The sequence below is a fragment of the Neptuniibacter sp. QD72_48 genome, from assembly GCF_047778065.1.
Lineage (GTDB): Bacteria > Pseudomonadota > Gammaproteobacteria > Pseudomonadales > Balneatricaceae > Neptuniibacter.
Genome location: NZ_CP180547.1, coordinates 2,449,557 through 2,471,901 on the forward strand (window position 1 = coordinate 2,449,557; position 22,345 = coordinate 2,471,901).

The following is a 22,345-nucleotide window of genomic DNA, read 5'->3' on the forward strand; positions in this document are numbered from 1 at the left end:
GAAGAAGTAGCTATGATCTTTGCAGAAATAGCATCCGATGTTAGCTACTACGATATCTATCCCAAGCTGCTCCAACTTGTGCAGCAGACATTCTCGAATGTAGAGTCAGGTGTACAAGGTGATGCTTGGATTTGGATCTATGAGGGTGAAGAAAAGGTCGCTCTAGATACCTTCACCAGCATGCGCTTTCAAATTAAGTCCGATAGTTTAAACGGTTTTTTGGTACACAAAGTCATTTCAAAACTACGCGAACACTACGAACTTTATATATACGATGAGCCCGAGTTAGAAGGTCACGAAGATACGTTTTAACTCTTAGAGCTAATCCACAACTGGTAGTAAGACTATAAGAGATCGGAGATTGAAATGGTAAGAGTTGTTTATCGATGGCAGGTTCCAGCAGAGAACTTTGAAGAGTTTAAAGCGATCTGGACCAATACAACCAATCATATTCATGAAACTGTTAACGGTGCCCTTGGTAGTTTTATGCTGAAGTCCGTTGAAAATGAAAACGAAGTGATCACCATCGCAAAGTGGGACTCCCTTGAATCCTGGAAGAATTTTTGGGGAAATGAAAACCCAGAACAGATGCAGAAAATGCGAACACTAGGCAAACGAATATCTGCAGATGCATACGAAGAGATAGAAGACTATACCCGCTAGACCAATTAAGGATGATATGGACTAATCAATATGAAAGGACTATTGGCATTTTTCTTACTCGCTTTTTCCATCAGCACTCAAGCCTCTTGCGTGATTCTAATTCATGGCCTCGCCCGCTCTTCAAGCTCGATGGAAACGTTAGAAGAGTCTTTGATCAAAGAAGGTTTTCTAACGATTAACATCGACTACCCTTCCAGAGATTATCCAATAGAACAGCTTGCCGAATTAGCAATAAAGCCCGCACTAGATCAGTGCCCTAAGAGCATGAAGGTGAATTTTGTAACTCATTCCCTTGGTGGGATCTTAGTTCGCCAATACCTAAGAGCTCATGAAATAAATAATTTAAACAGAGTAGTTATGCTTGGGCCACCAAATAGAGGAAGTGAAATTGTCGATAAGCTTGGCGAAGTTCCCGGCTTCCACTTTATCAATGGTGATGCAGGCCTACAGCTAGGTACTGGAGAGCTAAGCGTTCCAAATACTCTCGGCAAAGCGAACTTTGACGTAGGGATTATAGCCGGTACCCGTAGTATCAATTTGATATTGTCCACACTGATCCCAAGCACCGATGATGGCAAGGTCTCAATCGAGAATACAAAACTCGAAGGTATGAACGATCATATCGCAATGCCAGTTACTCACCCTTTTATGATGAAAAACAAGAAAGTAATCGCTCAAGTGGTGAACTATTTAAAGAACGGTAACTTTGATCATAGTAAAAACCTTTGATTAGCCAACAAGGCCAAGTTACATCTTATACCCTAAATTCGGCACACCTATATTTGTTGATACGATTTGAGAAGTGGCGGCTCTGCTCGTAAGGCAGAGTTATCCCTTACTGTTATGATAAGGACATTACCTATATGAGCATGATTGGATATCTACTAGCAGCCGTTGGTTTATACGCACTTTACACAGACGGTATCGTTTTAGGCTGTGTTATTTTTTTCATCGGTGGGCTCCTCGCCGGCAAGCTATTTTTCTGCTTACGAAGTCTAGGAGTAATAATAATTGCTGCCTCAGCGGCATATGGTTATCACAATAGCTTTACCCCTGAAGTGTTGTTCTGCCTTGCTGTAGGTGTATTTTTAGCAACGTTTAATCGTAATCGCTCTTCGCGTAACAACGATGGTGATGACGATGGATGGGGCATAGATATTGATTTTTTCTCATCCGATTCGGATAGCAGATGCAATAATAGAGACAGCGGAAGTTGTGGTGGTGACTCCAGTGGCGGCGGGGATTAATCTACTATAGGAGAGCCTAGCTCTCCTTTGTCATTTCAGATAGATAATCGCTATTTATCTCTCAGTTCAAAAAGCTGCTCTAAGATCGAAACATTTCTTTTTATAGATTCCAGCTCTTTTGGCGACTGACCATTTTGCTCTGCAAAGGCTAGAGCGTCTTTGCTGATTTGTAACCAATCCCTTTTGGTGTCGATGTTCTCATTCATACTAAAAGGCGCAGCCATTCTCATTGCATCTTCATTAGAAAGAAGTCCCTTTTCTTGTAGGTCACTCACCATAGCGCCGCGTTCGCGTGTAGAAATATTAGTGACATCATATCTGTTTGCAATGCCATTCAAAGCGCTTTGTGCATTACGCGCTTCTTTACTCAGATGCACATCGCCACTCGAAGCTTTAACACTATTGCCAGCGCCATGCGTCGTATTAACAGATCCTTTACTTTGAGTTTGATAAACCTGAGCTGCGTGAGAAGTTTGGTTGACTTGCATAATGATTTCCCTACCAAATAAAATGTATATTAAAAACATCAAAGCAACTAGCATGCCAACCAATAAATATCTTAAGCTTTCTCAACTATAGATGCTTAGAATCAGCGCTGTAGCCTAGATCAACTTAGTTCTACGCTTATGCTCTACCGAGCAAAACTTGGAATTTAAGCGCAAAGCCTGCCGCTTTTCGGCAAGCTATTGCCCCCTTTTTACAGGCATAACTTTCTAAATTCAGATTTAATGCTCAACGAATATTCTTTACTATTAACGACATATATAGAGTCACTATAACTTTAAGCCCTCTTATGAAATTTCATCAGCTCGCTTTATCCGCTGCTTTGGCCATTACAAGTTTACTTGTCAGCTTTGCTTCTTTTGCTATTACGCAACCGAACGATATCCGACAACAAACAGAATCATTTTTAAAGGGCGAACTGGCTTGGATTAGTGATGATATAAACGAAAACAATCAAACTAGCCTGCGGATTAAACAAGCTTCGACTCATCTAATAGAAACCATTGCAGTCTGGGACGCTAATCACGAGCTGATTTTCCCAGATACCCAATCCAGTACTCACCTTAACGATTACATAGTGACGAACAACTATCCCCGCTTAGAAGCGTTATTGCAGACAGCTACCCCAACTGCTTGGGAAGCATATGACATCAACGTGGATGCTTTATTCTTTTGTCAAAGCGAAGGGATTTCAGTCTGTTTATTGCTTAAGACAGCAGATCTTGCAGCTGCTCTTGGCATCCAAAAAGATCAATTAGTTACCGGGTTACTAGCAGAAAACAAACAATTAGTAGCTTCCCAAAATGACAATAACTTTTATGGCCTTATTTTAATCTTGCTAACCATCTTATTGTGCAGCACCGTCTATATTTTCTTCCAACGAAAAAATAAAGAGAGCACAGCTACAAGTCATGACACGGATGATATTTTCGAGATGGGAGATATGAAGATCGACCCACGTCGTATGTGTATTACCCGTGGCGATTATAGTGAACAGATTTCTGTAAGAGATTTAAAACTTCTGACTTGCTTATTCCAACACCCGGATGAAGTGGTTAGCAAAGACAAGCTTTATAACGCAGGTTGGGGACGCGATTTTGTACCGAGTAGCCGATCCCTAGAACAACATATTGTGACTCTCAGAAAGAAACTAGACCCTAAGCGCCAATATAAACCAGTCATCGAAACCGTACATGGCCAAGGGTATCGTTTTCCTAAAGAGTCCTTCTAATTTATTGATTTTTCATTATTTTTTTAAATTTCTTTTAAAAATCTGACACTTTACTCCACTTAAAAAACTTAAATAGCCTGTAAAAAATCGTGCTGACTTCATCGTCGGCACGATAAATCAAAGGCTATAGCGTCCCTCTAAAATCTCATCAGTGATCCCGATCACTGATCAGCTTTTGCAGCTGAACCTAGATGCCTTATTGCTTGAAAAGGTTTACGTATGTGGAAGCTAAATAGCTATTCTTGGCTGCTCTCGTTCTTACTACTCATCGTTCCTTCATTAGGATTTAGCGCTAGTTCTGTCAGCGATACTCCCACAAAAGTGGAAAGCATCATGACGCAGGAAAAATTGCGTAAGCTCTACCCCTCCCCATTTGTTGTTGGAGAGAAAGACAACACTATTGATGTCTGGCCGCTGTTTAAAGAGGAAGTCACTGGACTAAATCAAGTAGGTTACATTTACGAATCGATCGACTTCTCTTCTATCCCTGGATTTATGGGTGTGCCTTACAACTTACTCGTTGTCCTCGACAGTGAGGGCTCGTTTGTCGATGTACGCGTACTCTTTCATCGTGAGCCGATGTTTGTAGCTGGTATTGGCGAACAACCCATGTTTGATTTTGTTGATCAATATAAAGGGTTATCACTGATGCAGAATATTAAATTCAGCGATAAGCAGGGACAAAAGAAGCCAAACGACAGTAAAAATATCTATCTTGATGGTGTGACTGGCGCTACCGCATCCATTCGAATTTTAAATCAAACCCTTCTTTCTTCAGCAATCAAAATTGCCAGAGCAAAATTAGGTTTCGGTGGCAGTAAAGATCCAGACCTAATTGCCAAAATAGACCACGATATCTTTGAAGTAAAAGGCTGGTCCGAGCTAATCGATAGCGGCCTGATAAACAAAATCCTATATACCAACGCTGAAGCCGAAGCCCTTTTCGCAGGCACTCAAGCAGAAGGACGAGATCCGATTGCTCTTAAGCAACCGAAAGGCAATTTTGTCGAGCTTTACGTAATGGATCTCGCTATCCCAACTTTAGGAAGAAACCTATTAACCCCAGAATCTTGGGAATTTTTACAAGAAAACTTAGAGGCTGGCGACCATGCTCTATTGGTAGTCAGTAATGGGCGCTATTCCTTCATGCACGAGAATACACTACGTGCAGGGATTTCTGATCGCTTACTTTTAAGGCAACAGGGCTTGCCAATAGAGATGCGTGATCTTGATTTTGACGACCGCCTAGATCTGATTCAACCCGATTACAAAATCAAATTACCTGAGCCTCTAAGCCAAGCAGACTGGATGGTATATAGAGTTATCGATACATCAGGAATCGATATTTCCTTACCCTTAGAGTTCGATTTAGGTATCACCCGAGGACAATCAATCTCCTACCTTCCTAGCACAACTAAAGAGCTTAAATTCAAATACAGCGTGCCTGATGATTACTTTTATGAACCCGATATCAACGGTAAAACATGGCAACCGATTTGGGAGGATCGACTTGGAGAGATAATCATCCTATCACTGGGTTTAGTTGTTCTATTTATCGTCTTAATTAAACAGGCGCATGTCACTAAACATAAAAAATTCTTCGCCTATTTCCGAATTTGTTATCTGCTATTCACCCTATTTTTTATCGGCTGGTATGCACAAGGGCAACTATCAATTGTAAACATTACGGGTGCCATTCAAGCACTGATGGCTGGCGGTAACTTAAACTTCTTCCTTTACGATCCTATGACAACCCTCCTTTGGGGCTGTGTCTTTATTACATTCTTTATTTGGGGGCGCGGTACATTTTGCGGATGGTTGTGCCCTTTTGGCGCACTTCAAGGATTATCTACAAAATTACTGACGTCTTTAAACATCAGACAATTTGAACCATCAAGCCAATGGGATAAGCACTTTAAAAAGCTGAAGTATGTTGTGCTACTTCTGATACTTACCTGCGCTTTTACCTCTCCGATCTGGACAGACCGTCTCGTAGAGATTGAACCGTTTAAAACCAGCATTACCTTTTTCTTTGTTCGTTCTTGGCCCTTTGTCATTTGGGCTCTGCTCTTAGTTGCGCTCAGTGTGTTTGTCTATAAAGGCTACTGCCGTTATGTCTGCCCTTTAGGTGCCGCTATGGCGATACTTGGAAAACTACGTTTACTCAATTGGCTACCAAGACGTGATGAATGCGGTAGCCCATGCCAGCTATGCAAGCAGCGCTGCGAGTACAGATCAATCGAACAAACTGGCCAGATCGACTACGACGAATGCTTCCAGTGCTTAGATTGCGTCGTTATCTACGAAAACGACAATCTCTGTGTCCCGCTTATCGTCGAAAAACGTCAAGGTCGGAAGCTCAAAACCCGACCACATAACCACAAATTAATAGCCACGTGTGAATAAATTAACCGTTCAATGATTAAGGAGCATGCAATGAATACCAATCTATATCCGCAGTGCCTGAGGGAATTATTAGACAGCGAAGTTTTCGGTGAAGCGGCATCACTAGCTCTATACGAGGTGGCTAAAAACTCTACCGATAAATATAAATTTGGCACTTTATTGCAACTAGAAACAGAAACTAAGGCACGTCTCAGACCTTTTTTGTACCGTTACCATATCGATCTGTACGAAGAAATTGACGAAGCCCAAATACTAGGTTTCGTAGAACTATATCTACAAAGTAGCTGGGAGCAGTTTATTGCCACCTTTAAACCTATGGTCTTGCAATACCTTGAAAGATTTAAAGAGATAGCAGAGCTGGGGCCTGACCAGGATCATGAAATTCTCCAATCCATGGTAGAGCATGAAACCGCAATTCTAACTTGGTTAGATCTGGAACTAGAAGGTCAAGGAGGGCGCTCATTGCACGCCATTATTGCTCAGATAAACTATCCTTTGCAGAGGCCTAAATTAAGGACAGAAAATGCTATCCATCTCAATTAACTGGCCACTATCGTAATCTAAGCGCTGCAAATCACTCGCTTAGTTTTCTTATAACTATTACCATTCACACTCAACTAATTTAAAGAAGTAGAAAGTATGTCTTTACCACCTTGCCCTGAGTGTAATTCTGAATTTGTTTACCAAGATCAAGAGCTATTGATCTGCCCTGAATGCGCTCATGAATGGAACCCTACTGAAGCGGATGCTGAAGAGGACGTCTTTGTTGTTAAAGATTCCAATGGCACGCAACTCGCTGATGGCGATAAGGTAACTTTAATCAAAGACCTTAAGGTTAAAGGCAGCTCCATAGTCTTAAAGATCGGAACAAAAGCAGTGATCAAGCGTATCGTTGAAGGTAAAGATCACGAGCTGGACTGCAAAGTGGATGGTGCAGGCGATATGATGGTAACTGCTAAGTTTGTCAAACGCGCTTAACTCATTCTTTGTTAATACTGGTAGGCATTGCTTACCAGTATTAATGACTCAGCTGCCCCCGCCTAGAAGAAATCACAACAGAGAAACTTGGTTTCTCCATATTATCTAAGCATCTATTGACTGGTATTTTTAACCAAGCTTAATGCCACAAACTTGACCTTATCCCCTGTAATTCAACAACATTTAAGCGCTGTACCATAATCACTCCTATACTTCGTATACTTGCTAGCAACGATTAAGGAAGACATTGATTTGGCAGTAATAATTAAGTTGTCTTATTTGCTCTGCACTATGCTCCTGCTATTTTCACTTTCCTCTTCGCAAACTTTCGCTGACGGAAAAAAACAGGTGCTTGTGATTGAGAGCTATCACGCATCATTTAAGTGGGATGCAGACTATCGCCGCGCTATCCAAGATACGCTTCAAGATTACGCCACCATAAAATTCTTTGAAATGGATACCAAGCGGCTACCTCCAAATCTACACCCTAAACAGGCTGAAGCAGCATGGGACAGATATCTAAAGAGTGAGCCAGACTTAGTTATTCTAGGCGATGACAATGCATTAAAATTTTTGGGGCCTAAGTTTGCTAGAAAACAGACGCCTGTTGTCTATTTAGGTATTAATAATAATCCCCGTAACTATTTTGAATATACCTTCCTGCCTAAACACATATCTGGGGTTCTAGAGCGCCCTCTGATGAAGCGCTCGGTTATGTACTTACAAGAAATGACAGAAAAACCGATGGAAAAGGTTTTAATTCTTTTCGATACCGGTACCACCTCAAAAACGATTGCTAAAGAGGTCTTTCAGGACAAAAATAAACTGCGAATTGGGTCAGCAACAGTCCATGTAAAATTTATCGCTGAACAAAATCAATGGCAGGAAGCTATTCTGCAAGCTTCAGATCAAAAATTCGATGCCATTATTCTCGGTCTATATCACACAATTACCGATGCTAAGGGGGTTCATGTACCCTCTAAAAACATCATTAAATGGACTTCAAAAAACTCCATGATCCCCATTTTTGCATTTTGGGAATTCTCAGTAGGAAAGGATATGGCGATTGGTGGACTCGTGTTAGACGGTTATTCTCAGGGTAAAGCTGCTGCAACCATTGCGTTAAGAACACTACAAAATGAAGAAGATCAGAGATCTGAACCGGTTATCAGCAATCAAGGTCAGTTTGTTTTCAGCCGCTCGCAATTAAAAAAATGGAATATCCAATTGCCCACCCACCTTCAAGATAAAGCAATTTACCTTCCCTGACCTACTTATGATTAGGTATGTGCTTTCCAAAGGCCAGCTACATCCAAGATCTTTTGATCTACAGAATTTATCCCAAGCCCCGTACGAGGTTCTAACCATTGCAAACGTTGCCCCTCCTGCGCTTTCAATTCCCCTTTCCATTGAGTGATCAAATAGTAATGCAGCAACTGCTTCGCTGTTAACTCAAAATTATGAGAACCTAAAAAACCATAAGATAACGGTATAATACCCAATTCTTCATTAATCTCACGAAACAAAGCCTGCTCTTGGGATTCTCCGTGCTCGATATGGCCGCCCGGTATATTAATTCGGTAAGTAGATACAGAATCTTCGTAATAGCGACGCTCAAATAAAACCTTGCTACCCGATACAACAACAAAACAGACGCATTCAACAGGACTAGACATAGAAAGCTTCAACCAAGTAATCGGGGGTCATACGCGAAAATGCCGGTTTTCGTTTAGCAATAATGAGAAAGAAGGGTTAATAGCGATTTAACCTTAAGCTCCAATCACCACCACAAGCATCTTCGCAGGCTTCTTCGGAATCGAAAATAATCTGTTGAGTGGGCTTATTTAGCTTTACACCTGCTTGAGCCAGTTTTTCGGTGATTAAACTTTTTAAAAACTGATCCTCATGGGCATTTCTAGCAAGCGTTAGAAGTGATTCATCATCAAAGACAGCAACAACCTTTAGGGATTCAGGGTAACGAGAAAAATCCACTTTATGAGTAATCCAGCAGAAACCTGGTACTGATTCCAACGCAATATCACAAACCTCAGTCAGCGTTTCACGGAGTGTTTTTTCTAGTTTTTTATCTGATTTTTTCATTTCGCTTTTCGAAATAACCATAGCTTCTAGGAAAGATGATCATAACTGATTTAGCATTAATAACCCCACCTGATCCTCGCATAAAGATTAGATGCATTTTCAAATTGACCGAAGAAGGTATGTGCTTCTTGACCACCAAAAAGATTCGCGCCAACGATCAGTTGTAACTCATCACTGAAACGATATTTTGCCGAAGGTCGATGATAGTAGTCATCGTCTGTTGGCGAATAAAAACTAAACCAACTGAGTGTTAGATTATCCTGCAAAGCCCGATAATTTAGGCGCAGCGTCCATAGTTCGCGGTTCTTATCTGGTCGATAAGGTGAGTTGCCATCATTAGCAATCAGCGCGGCATAATCTTGTGTGTGTTCAAGATAATACTGCAACCCTACTGTAAATTTCGGTAATAGTTCCTGCTCATATCCGACTAAAAAGCGAACTTGGTTATTGGGTAGCAGCGGATTTGATCCTTGGTCGTCTTCACCCTTATACCAAGCAATTTCACCGTGCCCTATTCCCTTGCCGATATTGGCTCTTAAGCTTGCCCCAACAGCTTTTAATGGCGAGAAATAGGTATCACCTTGGGTATTAAGTGCATTGGGTTGTTTCCAAAAGCCTCTATAGGCATATAAAGCCCATTCGGTATTATTCGCTCCCCATTGCGCATTCCCATAGAAACGCGCCGCGAATTCACCGTTTGTAAAGCTTTCTTGGGGATAATCCGGAACCAACGTATATTCAGGAGAGGCTACCTGCTGGCCTACCAAAGGTGAGAAATAGGAATAACGCTCACCGTTAATAAATTGATCATTAGTAAAAACAGGCGTCCACACCAAATCTAAATTCGCTTTATTACCATAGTAAGCAAGTTTGATGCTGGTCGATGGCGCTTTTAAGTATTCATCATCGCGCCCAGAAAAAAATGACTGCCAATCCTTTGCAAATAGATCATTCAGGAACAACAAATCACCCGTTCCCCAGGTTAATACCTGATGTCCTAAACGCAGATCCAACGAATCACTAAGTTGTAGATCAGCCAATGCTTCCCTTAGATTAAATTGAGTAGCTCCTTCCACCCCATCAGTGTAAAGATCGGCTTTGAAACTATAACGGTTATCGTTCGAGAAGAGTTCTGTTTCTACCCGTCCTCGAAGTTCAGCAAGGGTTTCATCTTCATCTAAAACAGGATCATTACTGAATCGCCCACCTGCACCCAATTCGATAAATCCATGCCACTGGGTAGTTTCGCTAGCCTCGTCATCCCAATCACTTTGCTCCCAATCATCAGATTGTGCTGCAGAACTAACGGCTATAAGGCCTAATAGAAATAAGCTTGCCCGAAACATCACTGCCTCCGAAGCCACTGGCGAGGCGGCTTACGCAATGAACGTTCTGAAAACACAGCTTGCTCCATACCCAGATCATATTTCTGATAACGGAACTCCATGATTGTTTCAGCTCCACTACGCAGATCCATCGCCTTGGATTGGATTACTGTGATATTGCCTTGAATCACATCGCTTTTGATTACCTCAATACGGCGATAAAGCTGGCCGTTATCGTCGAGATATTCAATTTTTTCCGGCAGATAATTTTGTTTATTAATCCATGAGGAATAACCACTAAACTCAACCTCTGCAGCTTTTATAGGCGTGCTTTTAATTTGATAGAAGCTTCCACCTGTTTCGATCAATTGATGGGTATCTTCTTCGATACCACGTCCAGATACATCCTCATAAAAGAAATGTGAGCCAACAAAGCTAGTTCGTTTATCACCAGCAGAGATACGTTTAACCAAATCTAGCCCTGGAAGATATAACCAACGGTCATCATCTTTACCGGGTGTTTTAGCAACTAAGAACGCTGTATTTCTCACATCTGATGGACGGCTAAAGACAACCAGAAAATCCTGCTTACCGCCATCCTCTCGATCTCGTCTTAAGATCGTAAATTGCCGTTTTTGCACTCGCCCTTGACTATCTTTTATTAACATCCGCGCTTCAGATCGTCCATCATCTCCGGCGTAATATGCAGTCAAATTTGCCTTGGCAACAATCTCGTTTGCATCCGTTAAATCCGCGGCCAGCGTGTTGCTCACATTAGTCGCCAACACACTTACCAAAGCCCCAAAGAGCGTTGTTTTTAAAAAGTGAGGTTTATACATTTTGCTTTTCCTCTGTGGATACGCTGCTCTTTGGTTCACCAAAAAGTGAGGCTTTGTTTCTAATCAAGTGGATCACGGCAGGCAGTAAAATCACTGTGACAATCGCAGAGATACTCATGATTAACGCCAAGAAAAATCCAACTGTGATGTAAGGCACTAACGGTGCAAAAAGTAAGGGGGTAAAACCGACTGCAACCACTATTGCATTGCGACTAATCGCTCTAGCAGGCCCTTGATAAACTTCATTAACTGTTTTTGGCCAGTTGCCCGTACGTCGATAGATAGCACGGCAGCGCTCCAAAAAATGGATAGCGAAATCGACAGATAGACCTAAGGTCAATGCCGATAGCACAGCTATTGGCATGTCATAGTCCTTGCCAATAAAACCGATCAGGCCATAGATAACCAAGATGGTGACCGTAAGGGGCAGCATGGCGAGTAAACCAATCTTAATTGAACGGAACAGAATCACCATTATCAGTAACACCATAAAGAACGCGCTGATCAAACTGTTCAACATGCCATTTACCATCTGTTCTTGCCAAACGACGTTAATGTAGGTCAGCCCCGCCCAATTCATTTGAACACCTTGCGGTAGAGGGTTTTCAGACACAAATCGATCAACCAGCTCAATTACTTGACTCATATCTTGGTTATCACCGCTTCTGAGCTGCAGCCACAGTAAAGTGGCATCGTACTCAGGTGTAACCATATGCCAAAGGTCATCAGGGCGATGAGAAGATTGAAAGCTCAGTACCGTTTGAGCGGCTGCAGAAGCGTCAGAAGGCAATATAAACTGTTCATCAGTCCCGCCTCGTAATTCACGATTAACCGTTTTAAGTAAGGTACCTAGAGAGTTAGTTTTACCCACAAGTTCAGATTGATCTAAGTAACTCTGTAGCTGATCTAGATACGCTAAACCTTCAGGTGAGAGAAAGTACTTTGCCTCTTGCTGAGCTACTTCAACCTTGTCCAGCAAGCTAAGCCATAAGGCTTCATTAGCAGGGTCATCAAAAGATAGATCATCGAATGCAAGGGCAAGCGCCTGTAAACGTTTACTCGGTGAATACGCCTGCGTCTGTGCTCGCAGCTGAATTATTTTCATCAATACCGCCTCAGGCAACGGCTGGCTTGTTAGCTCCTTCCAAAAAGACTCACCTAATTGTTCAGACGGTTTCTCCAGCACAAGGTAAGCATTATAAGTCCCAGCAAAATGAGCGTTCATAACCCGGTCTGCTATACGTAGGCGGTGATCTTCTTTAAACCAACGCACTGGGTTATCGTTAATTTGAATGGTACTTACACCATAAATCGATAGCGCTGATATAAGCGAAAAAACAATCAGGATCCCCTTAGAGCGGTTAGTAGAGAAACTCCCTGCAGCGCTCAGTAGCCAACTTAGTTTTTCCGATGAACCCTCTCTCACCGAATGATCTTTAAGCGCCTGTAAACGCTGTGGCGATAGACTCACAATAAATGCTGGAACAAGGAAAACGGTCAGAACAAAGGCCAACATAATGCCAAACGCAACGTGCAGACCAAAAATTTGTACAGGTGGAATCGGGGTTAACGCCAAAGAGGCGAAACCCACTGCAGATGTGATCGATGTGTACAGCATCGGTGTGAATAGATGGCCTAGTACCTCTTTTAACGCCTGCTTTGGATCTTCCCCCGGTTTATATCTATCAGAAAATTCAGAGAGTAAATGCACTGAATCTACAACAGCTATAGGCATCAAAAAGATAGGGATCATCGAGCTCATGATATGTACGGCATAACCCTGCCCTATCAATGCGCCCATAGTCACAATAACTGTTGCCATGGCTACCAGCATAGGCGCTGTAATCAACAACATTGAGCGAAAGAAAAGCCACATAAGGGCAAAAATCATTAAACCAGCTAAAGGTGCAGAGATTGCCATTTGAATAAACATCTCAACCCCAAAGGTATCTTCAGCAACAGGCAAACCCGCAATATGAAATTCGTTACCCGAATCTGGATATTTCAGTTTTAATTCATCAATTACTGCTTGAATCTCGCCCGCTAAACGATAACTTTCTGACTTATTAATGATCGGAATATAGATAGCAGCAGCTTTGGTATCTGCCGATACCAAAGTATTTTGTAACAGTGGTAGACGTTCGACAGCGGCTTGAATTTTATCTGCTTCAAGCTGAGTTGAAGGAGAAGTATTCATCATCCATTCAAACAAGATGGCTCCGTCCTGTTCAAATGACTGACGAATGTTATCAACTGTGTTTAATGCCAATAAATCTTGGCGAACCACCCCATCCATGGAATCAACAACTGTAGAAATATCATACAACACCGATAGCGTTTCAGGGTTATATACCCCCTTTTCCTGTAGGGTATTCACAATCCCAACTACAATCATGTCATGTAAGCCAAAGCGCTGCTTCACTTGATCATGAAACATACGATCAACCTGGTCGTGAGGCAGCATGTTCTCTGGGTCTGTATCAATTTTAATATTTGAAATCGGTAAAAGTGCTGTAAAAACAAGCGCTAAGATCAACCCAAAAACAAACTTAGGTCTTTGCATTGGTAAGACCAACCAGTTAGATTTTTCCCTCATTTTCCCCTCAATTCGACCAAAACCCACAAATATTAGATAATACTAATATATAAAAGAAATAATAGTCAAATTGCGAATATAAGTGGATCTGGGGTATCATTCACTCTGTTATAAAAAATGCACTATTCATAACTATAAGTTGATATAAAAATCGACAGAAGCTGCAAATTGGGGATGAAGTCTGGATTAAGTCAAACAAATGAACCGAAGAGTTCGTAGACTAATCCGTTGTGAGCCCATAGATAAAAACAATACAGCGCTTCGGAGTGTTAACTTGAACGAGACCAACAACGCGACCTTAGATCCGGAAACATTGGAACTTATGAGAACCAATGCCGGCAAGGCTGCAAAATTAATGAAAGCGCTAGGCAATGAAAGTCGACTACTCATCCTATGCTATCTGGATGGGAAGGAGCTTTCAGTTACTGAACTGAATAATTGCCTAGATTTAAGCCAGTCTGCTTTATCCCAGCACCTGGCAGTACTAAGGAAAGATGGACTAGTGAAAACCCGTCGGGAATCACAAACCATCTATTATTCCCTACAAGGGGATACTGCGAAACGGATTATTCACACCCTACATGAGATGTTCTGTGCTTCTCTTTAAAATAAAGGCCGCTTAGCGGCCTTTTTTTATGCCTATCCAATACACTAGTCACAACAGTATTTCCTTGCTTTTTATAACGCCTCCAGTCAACCTAGACTTTCCAGCCAACGGATTGAAAATGCTTTAACACTTATGGACTTACTACCGGGAAAAGCGCTCTCAGATCTTTTTAATCACGCGACTAAATGGCTTGCTAATCTCTACCGCGCCAACGAAGCACGCAAGCAAGAATCTATCGTTGCTCTTAGAAGTGTCATCACTGCAGCACGTGAGACCGCAGTCTATATGCGCCAGTTAGATGATTGCGGTAAACGGGACCATAAAACAGAGCGCCACCTATCCCTGTTATGGACAAAACTTGGCTTTACCCTCGAAGACCTTGGGATTGATAAGTTAGCCAAACGTTGCCAAATCAGTGGTAAACACTGGTCTAATCCCGATCACTATGACCCTGCCTTTTTGAAAAAAGCCGACATCAGTCTAGATAAGATGGAAAAACTAGCCCGTACGCTGCTAACACAACTAAATCCCTAAGCTTTAAAAAAGCACTTTTGTTCAAGCTTTCTTGTTTAAAACCTCACCCCAAAAAAAACCTCCTACAATTTTTGGCAACTTCCCCATTCTCTGACTATATTCAAATTCATTACAGTTTTATGACATGGAAGTAAGCCCACGACAAGGAGGTAGCTATGTCCATCCGCCGCGCTTTTATTCTTGTTTCCCTGTTGGTCATTGTTGCTATGGCTGCTATGACTTGGATGCTCTGGCAGACCAGCAGCCGTATTTCTGGTTTGGGTCAGCAATACGCTGTTGCTAAGGGCCTCACCAACGACATGTTAATGCTACGTCGACACGAGAAAGACTTTCTCTTACGCAAACAACTTAAATACGTGGATAAGTTTGAAAAACGTATTGCTCTTATGCGTAACAATATCGACTCACTTGCATCACAATTAACCTACGCCCCAGAAGTTCAAAAAGACTTAGGCGCAGCACAACATCAGCTCGATATTTACCAACAAAAACTGATAGCTCTGGTAGAGCTCGATAAAAAAATTGGCCTTGATAAGGACAGTGGCTTACGTGGAGCCTTTAATCAGGCAGAAAGAACACTCCATCAAAAAGTAGCCAACACCGGTGATAGTCAGGCAATCTCTAAGATATTGCACCTTATCTTGTTAGAAAATGACTTCCAAAATAGTTACGACCTCAACTCAAAGACTCTGCTGCGCGAAAGCCTAAAAAATACCCATAACTACATGCAGCAAGTCAATCTGCCTGCCGCTGACAGTGTAAAGACATTTGAAGACACCGCCCATGCTTTGGCAGAAGCACTGCAACAACGTGGTTTAGACCAAAATTCAGGATTACGCGGTGAACTTCGCAGCAGTATTCATGAAGTAGAATCTTTATTTGGGGGCATCTACACCGACCTTGAAGGTGCTATTTCTAACGCTTTGCATACCTCGCGAATGCAAGGTGTCGGCATGGCAACAGCCCTCACAGCCATCATCGCTGGCTTACTCTTATGGCAGACCTTCCGCGTACTTAATCGCTTACAAACCGCTAATTCCAAAATGTCTAATATCAGCCATGGCGGTGGTGATCTCACCCAACATCTAGACCTCCCAGGTCAAGATGAAGTGACCGAGCTCGCTCATTCGGTTAATGATTTTATTGATACCACGGCAGGACTGGTTCGCGAAATAAAAGAGAAAGGCGAGACAGTAGAAAGCAGCGCACATCATTCCGTTGAGCTGAGTAAACGCTCCCAAACGGCCATAGAGGAACAGCGCAATAATACAATCGCAGTGAACCAAGCCGTGCAAGAACTCGTCACTGCAGTAGAGCTAATTGCATCCAGCAGTACCCAAGTTCAAGACAGTGTTAGCAATGCTGATCAACAGATGAATGAAGGTAGCCAGATCATGGCTGAAACCCACCAGCAGATGGAAAAGCTTACCAACAATATCAGCCGAAGCAGCGATCTAATGCACTCACTCAGCCAATCAAGCACTAAGATCGGCAATGTCATAAGCGTAATCAGAGATATCACTGAGCAAACTAACTTGCTCGCGCTTAACGCCGCAATTGAAGCCGCCCGAGCAGGCGATAAAGGCCGTGGATTTGCAGTAGTTGCGGACGAAGTGAGAACACTGGCGCAACGCACGCAAAGCAGTACTGTAGAGATTGAATCGATGATTGAAACCCTACAGCAGCATGTCACAGAATCTGAAGTAGCCATGCAAAGCAGCTTGAAGCTTAGTGAAACGATGAACAACTCCATTGGCGCAGCCAATTCAACAATGCAATCCAACAAAGATGCCATGGATGAGATACGCGAAATGGTGATTCAAATTGCTGGAGCAACCGAGGAGCAGATGTACACAGTCAAAGGCGTAGAAGATGCAACACAGCGGATCTCCTCCTCTGCTGAGCAACTACTGTCCGACTCATGCGAGAGCTGTAGGAACTGCGAGTGCTTAGAAACCCAAGCTCATCAGATGCGCGAGGACGTCTCTAAATTTATTGTGTAATTCAGAACAGCTTGATCTAGTCAGCCCCAACTGGCTGGATCAAGTTCTTTCTAAACCCCAAAATGAACTTAGTCGGAACAACCTTGAGTCAAAATAACATTCACCTCAGCACAGGACTGTCTTAACTCTCGCCACGGCCGATATTCATCGGAATCATACCAAGCTTTAAACAACTCCACTGATGGAAATTCTTGAATAACTATAAGGTTACTATCCCAGCTGCCCTCTAATACTTCGCCGAAATCGCCTTTGACTAGAAACTTACCGCCGAATTTTTCCAATGTTGGAACATGGCCTACCACATATTCATAGAACTTCTTCTTATCGTAAATTTTGACAATATTCACAATGTTGTAAGCTTTGGACATACAGAAAACTCCACTTACCTTGGATAGGATTAAAAAGGCTAAGGGATTAACAACTTAAACCATAACCAATCACTTGTTCGGCTATATCAATCGAAAAATCACACAAATAGCTGTCATCCGACTTTTCAAAATAGCAGCGCATATCCTTCACCGATTTACTCGGTAGTCCTGTGCATTCATCAATCACCACATCAACATCCATCGCTTGATAGAGATCCTGAGCCACCTTACCCGTTAGGCTAAAACGAAGATGCGTCTTAAGAGGTGTACTGGGATCTGGGTCGATAAGTTCGGAACCAGTTAGCACATAACTACCTTCAATTTGAGACCAGTTATCTTGAGCTATTACATGAAGAGGGAATAGACACAGAGAAATTAACAATAAATTTTTCATTCTAACCTGCGCTTATCAACCAGCTATTCGTTAAACCTTACCCTCTTTTGTTTCTCGGTGCTCTTTTAACTGAGCTTCTCTAATACGAGCAATACGATTTTTCTGGCGAATATAGATTAAGAGATAAATCAGAAATGAAATCAGGGTTAGTGCTGTTGCCCCCCACCTGACGAACTCAGGCATCCAGAAAAACCACGAGAAGAAACAAGACATTATCAGCAGCGTAAATAAGCCACCGACCACTCGCAATTTTAATTGGTGCTGATTGAATTTAATCTGCTCGTTTAACCCGTCAGGTCCTTTAAGCCTTTGCCCAGCATTTTTTATATCCCTTAAACCAATACCTAACTCACCACCACCTGATGACTCAGCCATAGCTCCTCCTTGAAAGTTATTATTTACGAGGCAAACAATAGATATCATCAACCCCAAACTTTACTCCATTATTGAAACGTCATCTTACTTGAGCGTTTAATCCTCAGCCAATATATCAATTCGCCTCATAGAACACTGAAAAAAAGTACTGAAGTCTGATCTTAGTGGGGCTCTTGAGGTATAAACTTTATTATCAAAACTGTTTATTTTGCTAAAACAAGCCTCCCTAGCTTTGGTTTGGAAATTTGATTTACATTGCTCGACAGAACCAAAACCATTAGCTAGATCTTTACCGTTTATTTCACATACATTAATTACGGCATTCCTAAACGCGACCTCAACTTCACTTGGGTAAACGGTCTCCGTTGAAACTTTATCAAGCAGCTCTTTGACGGTGATATTTGGATCAACTTGTGATGACTGCGCTTGGTACACGTACATACCTGCACCAATGATTCCTACAACTAATATTAAATTCTTCATAATTCATCCTTGAACACTAAGATTAAATGGATTGTGGACAGATTTTCACTCCGCCTCCATTTACCCTATTAATAACACAAACCCTTGCTAACTGGCGATAACGCCAAAACTGTCTCAATATTAAAATATGGATGTTTCATTATTCTCTACACCAATCAATCTATTCTGGTCCCTTCTTATCGCCTTGGCTCTAGGCTTGATCATAGGCATTGAGCGTGGATGGTCTCAACGCCACCGCTCTGAGGGAAGCCGTATTGCAGGAATTCGTACCTTTGCTTTGACTGGATTATATGGCGGTTTATGCGCTGCACTTGCCAAGGACTTTTCAAGTTGGCTACTTGGGTTCGGCTTAATTCCGCTGATTATTATTCTCGCCGTCGCCTTCAGTATCCGTCATAAAGAGAGCAACACCGTCAGTATCACGGGCATTGTTGGCCTATTAATTACCTATACGCTTGGAGCTCTCGCCGTGTCTGGAGAGCCTGTGATTGCCTCTGCAGCCGCCGTGATCGTAGCGTTGATTCTGGATGGTAAGCCCGAGCTGCATTCGACACTTCATAAGCTTGAAGAGTATGAACTTGATGCTGGCTTGAGACTATTATTAATCACAATAGTTTTGCTACCGATCCTACCTGATGAGGGCTATGGCCCTTGGAACGCAATTAATCCTTATGAGATCTGGTGGCTAGTCGTACTGATCGCCAGTATTTCTTTTTTGGGCTATTTTGCAATCCGTATTGGTGGCACACGACGCGGCATTATGTTCACATCCGTGTTTGCAGGGCTAAGTTCATCAACAGCATTAACGATCCAGTTCTCTAACCTCTCTAGGGAACAGCGTTCCCTCTGCCCCCTGCTAGCAAGCGGAATTTTGTTTAGTTGCGGAACTATGTTTCCAAGAATTCTGATGGTATTGCTGGTTATCAATGCTCCTCTAACATATCAGCTATGGCCCTCTATGATCATAATGATGCTTGGCTTCTATCTCCCAGCACTTTGGATATGGTTTAGATACTGTGATGGAGAAACAAACAGCATCAAAACTCAACGTAACCCACTAGCACTAAGCTCTGCGGTCTTCTTTGGGTTTGTCTTAATGCTGGTAATGCTGCTCTCACAAGCACTAACAGAGTGGTTTGGAGATACAGGAACACTGCTTTTATCAGCCATCGCAGGTTTAACCGATGTTGATCCCATTACTCTGACACTAGGCAGACAGACACCTAAATCGATAGACGTAGAAATTGCTTTAGCTGGAATATTTATAGCGGCTACAGTGAATAGCTTAGTTAAGATGCTGATCGTAATATTTGCCGGTGACAGATCCTTATCGATTCGAACAGCACCGGCAATGCTTGGCGCCATCTTACTTGGCGCTCTGACTATTTATGCTACGCATCTAGCATAAATACCCCTAACGACCACACAAGGTAATTAAAGCAACACGAGGAACATTTGGGAATAACTAACTATATTCCCATCAAAATTATCCGACGCCTTTTAATTTATATCCCATTCCATAAACCGTTTGTACGATTCTGGGAGCTCCTAAATCTTTTTCCATTTTTTGTCTTAAGACCGAAAGAAACTGATCCAAAGTTCGGCTATTAGGTAGATAAGCTCTACCCCAACATTTGTCCAAAATTTCGTCTTTCGATAGTACTCGCCCTCCACTTGCGTGAAGCAGCTGTAAAAACTCAAGTTCACGCTTACTCAAGCAGACTTTTTCATCAACATAGCTTAGTAGCATACAGTCAGTATCAACGGTTAACTCACCTAGTTGAAATGTTTTCGATTGTACAGGCTCTCTCGATTTAAGGTACTGTTCTCGCCGAGCCAAAGCAGTGACCCGTGCAATTAGCTCATCAGGGTTAAAAGGCTTTGTCATGTAATCATCAGCACCTAATCGAAAACCTTCGATCTTATCAACTTGCTCATCAAATGCAGTAAGAAGAAGCACTGGCTGAAATAAGCCTCTTTCACGCATAACTGCACAAAGCTCTATGCCACTCAGATAGGGCATCATCACATCGAAAATGCATAAGTCAGGTTTGTATTCACCAAGCTGATACAGTGCATCTTTACCATTTTTCGCGGTATGACATTCAAAACCTTCTTTTTGTAATAACAGCGCCAAGCCTTGGTTTAGATGAAGATCATCATCAGCAATTAATACTTTCATTGGCTTTCTTCTATCGGCAATTTAATGGTAAAAACGGAGTGCTCTACATTTTGGTAACTTATCTGACCACCTGCATTTTCTATAAGCTGTTTTGTTACAACAAGGCCAAGACCAAACCCTTCTTCGCTTTTAGTTTTCTGGGGATCATATTGGAACAAACTTGTTTGGCGCTCTGCTGTGATGCCGTCCCCGCCATCTCTGCAGGTTATCATCAAGCTATCGTTTTGTAGCAAAAAATCCAGTTGCGCAGGCTGGTGCGGCGCGTATTTAATAAGGTTATCAACGAGATTTACCACCGAGCATTCAAGGGCTTCACGAGCTACTGTCACCTTAGCTGTACATTGAATATCAATGGTCAAATCGATACCACTATGTTTCAGTCGTGGCTCAAAAGGGTTAATCAGCTGATGGATAAAAGGCTCTAAATCAAGGGTCTCAAGTTTAGGCTTACTCACCAGGTCAGCATGTTCGAATAATATGGCGTTATTTAAAAAGCGTCGCATACGAAAAAATTCAGCATCAAATACATCCATATAACCTAATGTTTCTTTATGCGACTCGCTTCGGCGAACAAGATCTGAATAAAGCCTCAGATTTGCTAGCGGCGTTTTAAACTCGTGTGCAACTAATCTCAAAAAATCAGTCTTTCTTTCATTTTCTTTAATAGAGCATCGCTGTACCCAATATAACCAAGCCCCAAGCCCTAGCATGAGTACAATTAGAGGAAATAAGATGGCTACATATACAGGTTGAAGGTGTTGTGTGTCGGCATCGAGTGGTTGGTATATAAGTTGCCAATCGATAAAAATTCCACTTAAGGGCCAAGTTAGATTGGCACCGTGCTGTTCAAGGTTAGCCTTTTCCTTATTATTTTGTGAAACTGAACTTAACTGAAACTGATCTGTTTGATCAATTCTGGGTAAAGCATCTTTCAACTCTTCTGCTAACCATCGCTGCTTAAGCAAAACACAGTAATTTAATTCTGATTGCCAACAATGTAACAAGCGAAGATCTGAAGAATACCCTAGCGATAATGTAATAGGCTCTGACACTAAAGAAATATCTTGTATTTGCTTTTCTATAACGGCTTCAAACTGATCGAGTAGGTATTGCTCTCGCGGCAATGCTTGGATTTTATCAGGGGGAAAAACTCTATTTAGTTGATCATCGTAGATCAAAGTTAAATCGATAGCACCGTCGCTCATCACCAATTTTCGGAGATCATGACGACTACCATTTTTAGACTCAATCGACTCTCTTACTTTACGGAAAGCACTCTCTATCTCTTGGGCAAGCTGGATTTCGATTGCCTTCATCGTCATTTCCTGACGATGCTGTGATTCTATTTGTTTTAAAGCGGTCTCTTGGTTAAGAGCTCTTACTCCTAGTAAAGCCAACGTTATTGTTGATATGAGCATTAACAATAAAAGTGCCAAATTTGGCGATGATATCCCTCTCATTTTATCTAAAAAAATCCCCTCAAAAAGGAGACAGGTTTTTACCACCTGCC

General features: G+C 42.1%; 25 protein-coding genes. 13 read left to right on the forward strand and 12 right to left on the reverse strand.

Annotation, left to right across the window (positions count from 1 at the left end; all coding sequences use genetic code 11):
- Positions 1 to 12 precede the first annotated feature (12 nt).
- The 4 genes from ACMXYX_RS11035 to ACMXYX_RS11050 all read left to right on the forward strand — a co-directional run bounded on the left by ACMXYX_RS11035 (position 13) and on the right by ACMXYX_RS11050 (position 1,910).
- A complete protein-coding gene (locus tag ACMXYX_RS11035) occupies positions 13 to 312 on the forward strand; it encodes a hypothetical protein (protein ID WP_415906001.1) in 300 nt (99 codons plus the stop codon).
- A 54-nt stretch (positions 313 to 366) separates the two neighbouring features.
- Positions 367 to 663, forward strand: a complete 297-nt coding sequence (locus ACMXYX_RS11040; RefSeq protein ID WP_415896518.1) for an antibiotic biosynthesis monooxygenase family protein — start codon at positions 367 to 369, stop codon at positions 661 to 663.
- Positions 664 to 693: 30 nt separating this feature from the next.
- Positions 694 to 1,392 carry an esterase/lipase family protein gene (locus ACMXYX_RS11045; RefSeq protein WP_415906002.1) on the forward strand — a complete coding sequence of 233 codons (699 nt, stop codon included), beginning with the start codon at positions 694 to 696 and terminating at the stop codon, positions 1,390 to 1,392.
- Positions 1,393 to 1,526: 134 nt separating this feature from the next.
- Positions 1,527 to 1,910, forward strand: a complete 384-nt coding sequence (locus tag ACMXYX_RS11050; protein ID WP_415884013.1) for a hypothetical protein — start codon at positions 1,527 to 1,529, stop codon at positions 1,908 to 1,910.
- A gap of 50 nt (positions 1,911 to 1,960) precedes the next feature.
- On the opposite strand, the gene ACMXYX_RS11055 is transcribed toward ACMXYX_RS11050, so the two are convergent.
- The gene (locus tag ACMXYX_RS11055) at positions 1,961 to 2,398 is read right to left on the reverse strand and encodes a hypothetical protein (protein WP_415884012.1); all 438 of its coding nucleotides are present in this window, start codon (positions 2,396 to 2,398) and stop codon (positions 1,961 to 1,963) included.
- Between the two features lie 305 nt (positions 2,399 to 2,703).
- Between ACMXYX_RS11055 and ACMXYX_RS11060 the strand changes: the two genes are divergently transcribed.
- From ACMXYX_RS11060 to ACMXYX_RS11080, 5 genes are all read left to right on the forward strand, one after another.
- Positions 2,704 to 3,645 (forward strand): winged helix-turn-helix domain-containing protein, encoded by a 942-nt coding sequence (locus tag ACMXYX_RS11060; protein ID WP_415896520.1) that lies wholly within the window; start codon positions 2,704 to 2,706, stop codon positions 3,643 to 3,645.
- A gap of 333 nt (positions 3,646 to 3,978) precedes the next feature.
- A complete protein-coding gene (locus tag ACMXYX_RS11065; protein WP_415906003.1) occupies positions 3,979 to 6,051 on the forward strand; it encodes a 4Fe-4S binding protein in 2,073 nt (690 codons plus the stop codon).
- Positions 6,052 to 6,081: 30 nt separating this feature from the next.
- Positions 6,082 to 6,594 (forward strand): hypothetical protein, encoded by a 513-nt coding sequence (locus ACMXYX_RS11070; protein ID WP_415884009.1) that lies wholly within the window; start codon positions 6,082 to 6,084, stop codon positions 6,592 to 6,594.
- 96 nt (positions 6,595 to 6,690) lie between these two features.
- The gene (locus ACMXYX_RS11075; RefSeq protein ID WP_415884008.1) at positions 6,691 to 7,029 is read left to right on the forward strand and encodes a zinc ribbon domain-containing protein YjdM; all 339 of its coding nucleotides are present in this window, start codon (positions 6,691 to 6,693) and stop codon (positions 7,027 to 7,029) included.
- A gap of 252 nt (positions 7,030 to 7,281) precedes the next feature.
- Positions 7,282 to 8,298: an ABC transporter substrate-binding protein gene (locus tag ACMXYX_RS11080; protein WP_415884007.1), complete on the forward strand. Its 1,017-nt coding sequence runs from the start codon at positions 7,282 to 7,284 to the stop codon at positions 8,296 to 8,298.
- Positions 8,299 to 8,309: 11 nt separating this feature from the next.
- Here ACMXYX_RS11080 and ACMXYX_RS11085 read toward each other — a convergent pair whose 3' ends face one another.
- From ACMXYX_RS11085 to ACMXYX_RS11105, 5 genes are all read right to left on the reverse strand, one after another.
- Positions 8,310 to 8,705, reverse strand: coding sequence for an NUDIX domain-containing protein (locus ACMXYX_RS11085; RefSeq protein WP_415884006.1), 396 nt, complete (start codon positions 8,703 to 8,705; stop codon positions 8,310 to 8,312).
- A 76-nt stretch (positions 8,706 to 8,781) separates the two neighbouring features.
- Complete coding sequence (locus tag ACMXYX_RS11090) at positions 8,782 to 9,129, reverse strand: Fis family transcriptional regulator (RefSeq protein WP_415884005.1); 348 nt, start codon at positions 9,127 to 9,129, stop codon at positions 8,782 to 8,784.
- Between the two features lie 56 nt (positions 9,130 to 9,185).
- Positions 9,186 to 10,475, reverse strand: a complete 1,290-nt coding sequence (locus tag ACMXYX_RS11095) for a hypothetical protein (RefSeq protein ID WP_415884004.1) — start codon at positions 10,473 to 10,475, stop codon at positions 9,186 to 9,188.
- Positions 10,475 to 11,293, reverse strand: a complete 819-nt coding sequence (locus ACMXYX_RS11100) for an outer membrane lipoprotein-sorting protein (protein ID WP_415906004.1) — start codon at positions 11,291 to 11,293, stop codon at positions 10,475 to 10,477. The genes ACMXYX_RS11095 and ACMXYX_RS11100 overlap by 1 nt, the downstream gene beginning before the upstream one ends.
- Complete coding sequence (locus ACMXYX_RS11105; RefSeq protein ID WP_415906005.1) at positions 11,286 to 13,889, reverse strand: efflux RND transporter permease subunit; 2,604 nt, start codon at positions 13,887 to 13,889, stop codon at positions 11,286 to 11,288. Before ACMXYX_RS11105 ends, ACMXYX_RS11100 begins: the two co-directional genes overlap by 8 nt.
- Before the next feature lie 322 nt (positions 13,890 to 14,211).
- Between ACMXYX_RS11105 and ACMXYX_RS11110 the strand changes: the two genes are divergently transcribed.
- The 3 genes from ACMXYX_RS11110 to ACMXYX_RS11120 all read left to right on the forward strand — a co-directional run bounded on the left by ACMXYX_RS11110 (position 14,212) and on the right by ACMXYX_RS11120 (position 17,033).
- Positions 14,212 to 14,496 (forward strand): ArsR/SmtB family transcription factor, encoded by a 285-nt coding sequence (locus ACMXYX_RS11110; protein ID WP_415884646.1) that lies wholly within the window; start codon positions 14,212 to 14,214, stop codon positions 14,494 to 14,496.
- Between the two features lie 132 nt (positions 14,497 to 14,628).
- Positions 14,629 to 15,030: a hypothetical protein gene (locus ACMXYX_RS11115; protein WP_415884001.1), complete on the forward strand. Its 402-nt coding sequence runs from the start codon at positions 14,629 to 14,631 to the stop codon at positions 15,028 to 15,030.
- 155 nt (positions 15,031 to 15,185) lie between these two features.
- A complete protein-coding gene (locus ACMXYX_RS11120) occupies positions 15,186 to 17,033 on the forward strand; it encodes a methyl-accepting chemotaxis protein (protein ID WP_415884000.1) in 1,848 nt (615 codons plus the stop codon).
- Positions 17,034 to 17,101: 68 nt separating this feature from the next.
- Here ACMXYX_RS11120 and ACMXYX_RS11125 read toward each other — a convergent pair whose 3' ends face one another.
- The 4 genes from ACMXYX_RS11125 to ACMXYX_RS11140 form a co-directional block, all read right to left on the reverse strand.
- Positions 17,102 to 17,401 carry a DUF1330 domain-containing protein gene (locus tag ACMXYX_RS11125; RefSeq protein WP_415883999.1) on the reverse strand — a complete coding sequence of 100 codons (300 nt, stop codon included), beginning with the start codon at positions 17,399 to 17,401 and terminating at the stop codon, positions 17,102 to 17,104.
- Positions 17,402 to 17,447: 46 nt separating this feature from the next.
- Positions 17,448 to 17,795: a hypothetical protein gene (locus ACMXYX_RS11130; protein WP_415883998.1), complete on the reverse strand. Its 348-nt coding sequence runs from the start codon at positions 17,793 to 17,795 to the stop codon at positions 17,448 to 17,450.
- Positions 17,796 to 17,825: 30 nt separating this feature from the next.
- Positions 17,826 to 18,170, reverse strand: a complete 345-nt coding sequence (locus tag ACMXYX_RS11135; protein ID WP_415883997.1) for a hypothetical protein — start codon at positions 18,168 to 18,170, stop codon at positions 17,826 to 17,828.
- 96 nt (positions 18,171 to 18,266) lie between these two features.
- Positions 18,267 to 18,653, reverse strand: a complete 387-nt coding sequence (locus ACMXYX_RS11140) for a hypothetical protein (protein WP_415883996.1) — start codon at positions 18,651 to 18,653, stop codon at positions 18,267 to 18,269.
- 127 nt (positions 18,654 to 18,780) lie between these two features.
- Here ACMXYX_RS11140 and ACMXYX_RS11145 point away from each other — a divergent pair, with 127 nt between their 5' ends.
- Positions 18,781 to 20,061, forward strand: coding sequence for an MgtC/SapB family protein (locus ACMXYX_RS11145; RefSeq protein ID WP_415906006.1), 1,281 nt, complete (start codon positions 18,781 to 18,783; stop codon positions 20,059 to 20,061).
- 78 nt (positions 20,062 to 20,139) lie between these two features.
- Here ACMXYX_RS11145 and ACMXYX_RS11150 read toward each other — a convergent pair whose 3' ends face one another.
- Together ACMXYX_RS11150 and ACMXYX_RS11155 are read right to left on the reverse strand one after the other, a co-directional pair.
- The gene (locus tag ACMXYX_RS11150; protein WP_415906007.1) at positions 20,140 to 20,835 is read right to left on the reverse strand and encodes a response regulator transcription factor; all 696 of its coding nucleotides are present in this window, start codon (positions 20,833 to 20,835) and stop codon (positions 20,140 to 20,142) included.
- Entirely contained in the window at positions 20,832 to 22,340 is a 1,509-nt protein-coding gene (locus ACMXYX_RS11155; RefSeq protein WP_415906827.1) for a sensor histidine kinase, read from the reverse strand. Before ACMXYX_RS11155 ends, ACMXYX_RS11150 begins: the two co-directional genes overlap by 4 nt.
- Positions 22,341 to 22,345 lie beyond the last annotated feature (5 nt).

Coding starts and splice junctions, on each gene's coding strand:
- ACMXYX_RS11035 (WP_415906001.1), top strand. CDS start 13: ATGATCTTTGCAGAAATAGCATCCGATGTTAGCTACTACGATATCTAT.
- ACMXYX_RS11040 (WP_415896518.1), top strand. CDS start 367: ATGGTAAGAGTTGTTTATCGATGGCAGGTTCCAGCAGAGAACTTTGAA.
- ACMXYX_RS11045 (WP_415906002.1), top strand. CDS start 694: ATGAAAGGACTATTGGCATTTTTCTTACTCGCTTTTTCCATCAGCACT.
- ACMXYX_RS11050 (WP_415884013.1), top strand. CDS start 1,527: ATGAGCATGATTGGATATCTACTAGCAGCCGTTGGTTTATACGCACTT.
- ACMXYX_RS11055 (WP_415884012.1), bottom strand. CDS start 2,398: ATGCAAGTCAACCAAACTTCTCACGCAGCTCAGGTTTATCAAACTCAA.
- ACMXYX_RS11060 (WP_415896520.1), top strand. CDS start 2,704: ATGAAATTTCATCAGCTCGCTTTATCCGCTGCTTTGGCCATTACAAGT.
- ACMXYX_RS11065 (WP_415906003.1), top strand. CDS start 3,979: ATGACGCAGGAAAAATTGCGTAAGCTCTACCCCTCCCCATTTGTTGTT.
- ACMXYX_RS11070 (WP_415884009.1), top strand. CDS start 6,082: ATGAATACCAATCTATATCCGCAGTGCCTGAGGGAATTATTAGACAGC.
- ACMXYX_RS11075 (WP_415884008.1), top strand. CDS start 6,691: ATGTCTTTACCACCTTGCCCTGAGTGTAATTCTGAATTTGTTTACCAA.
- ACMXYX_RS11085 (WP_415884006.1), bottom strand. CDS start 8,705: ATGTCTAGTCCTGTTGAATGCGTCTGTTTTGTTGTTGTATCGGGTAGC.
- ACMXYX_RS11090 (WP_415884005.1), bottom strand. CDS start 9,129: ATGAAAAAATCAGATAAAAAACTAGAAAAAACACTCCGTGAAACGCTG.
- ACMXYX_RS11095 (WP_415884004.1), bottom strand. CDS start 10,475: ATGTTTCGGGCAAGCTTATTTCTATTAGGCCTTATAGCCGTTAGTTCT.
- ACMXYX_RS11100 (WP_415906004.1), bottom strand. CDS start 11,293: ATGTATAAACCTCACTTTTTAAAAACAACGCTCTTTGGGGCTTTGGTA.
- ACMXYX_RS11105 (WP_415906005.1), bottom strand. CDS start 13,889: ATGAGGGAAAAATCTAACTGGTTGGTCTTACCAATGCAAAGACCTAAG.
- ACMXYX_RS11110 (WP_415884646.1), top strand. CDS start 14,212: ATGAGAACCAATGCCGGCAAGGCTGCAAAATTAATGAAAGCGCTAGGC.
- ACMXYX_RS11115 (WP_415884001.1), top strand. CDS start 14,629: ATGGACTTACTACCGGGAAAAGCGCTCTCAGATCTTTTTAATCACGCG.
- ACMXYX_RS11120 (WP_415884000.1), top strand. CDS start 15,186: ATGTCCATCCGCCGCGCTTTTATTCTTGTTTCCCTGTTGGTCATTGTT.
- ACMXYX_RS11125 (WP_415883999.1), bottom strand. CDS start 17,401: ATGTCCAAAGCTTACAACATTGTGAATATTGTCAAAATTTACGATAAG.
- ACMXYX_RS11130 (WP_415883998.1), bottom strand. CDS start 17,795: ATGAAAAATTTATTGTTAATTTCTCTGTGTCTATTCCCTCTTCATGTA.
- ACMXYX_RS11135 (WP_415883997.1), bottom strand. CDS start 18,170: ATGGCTGAGTCATCAGGTGGTGGTGAGTTAGGTATTGGTTTAAGGGAT.
- ACMXYX_RS11140 (WP_415883996.1), bottom strand. CDS start 18,653: ATGAAGAATTTAATATTAGTTGTAGGAATCATTGGTGCAGGTATGTAC.
- ACMXYX_RS11145 (WP_415906006.1), top strand. CDS start 18,781: ATGGATGTTTCATTATTCTCTACACCAATCAATCTATTCTGGTCCCTT.
- ACMXYX_RS11150 (WP_415906007.1), bottom strand. CDS start 20,835: ATGAAAGTATTAATTGCTGATGATGATCTTCATCTAAACCAAGGCTTG.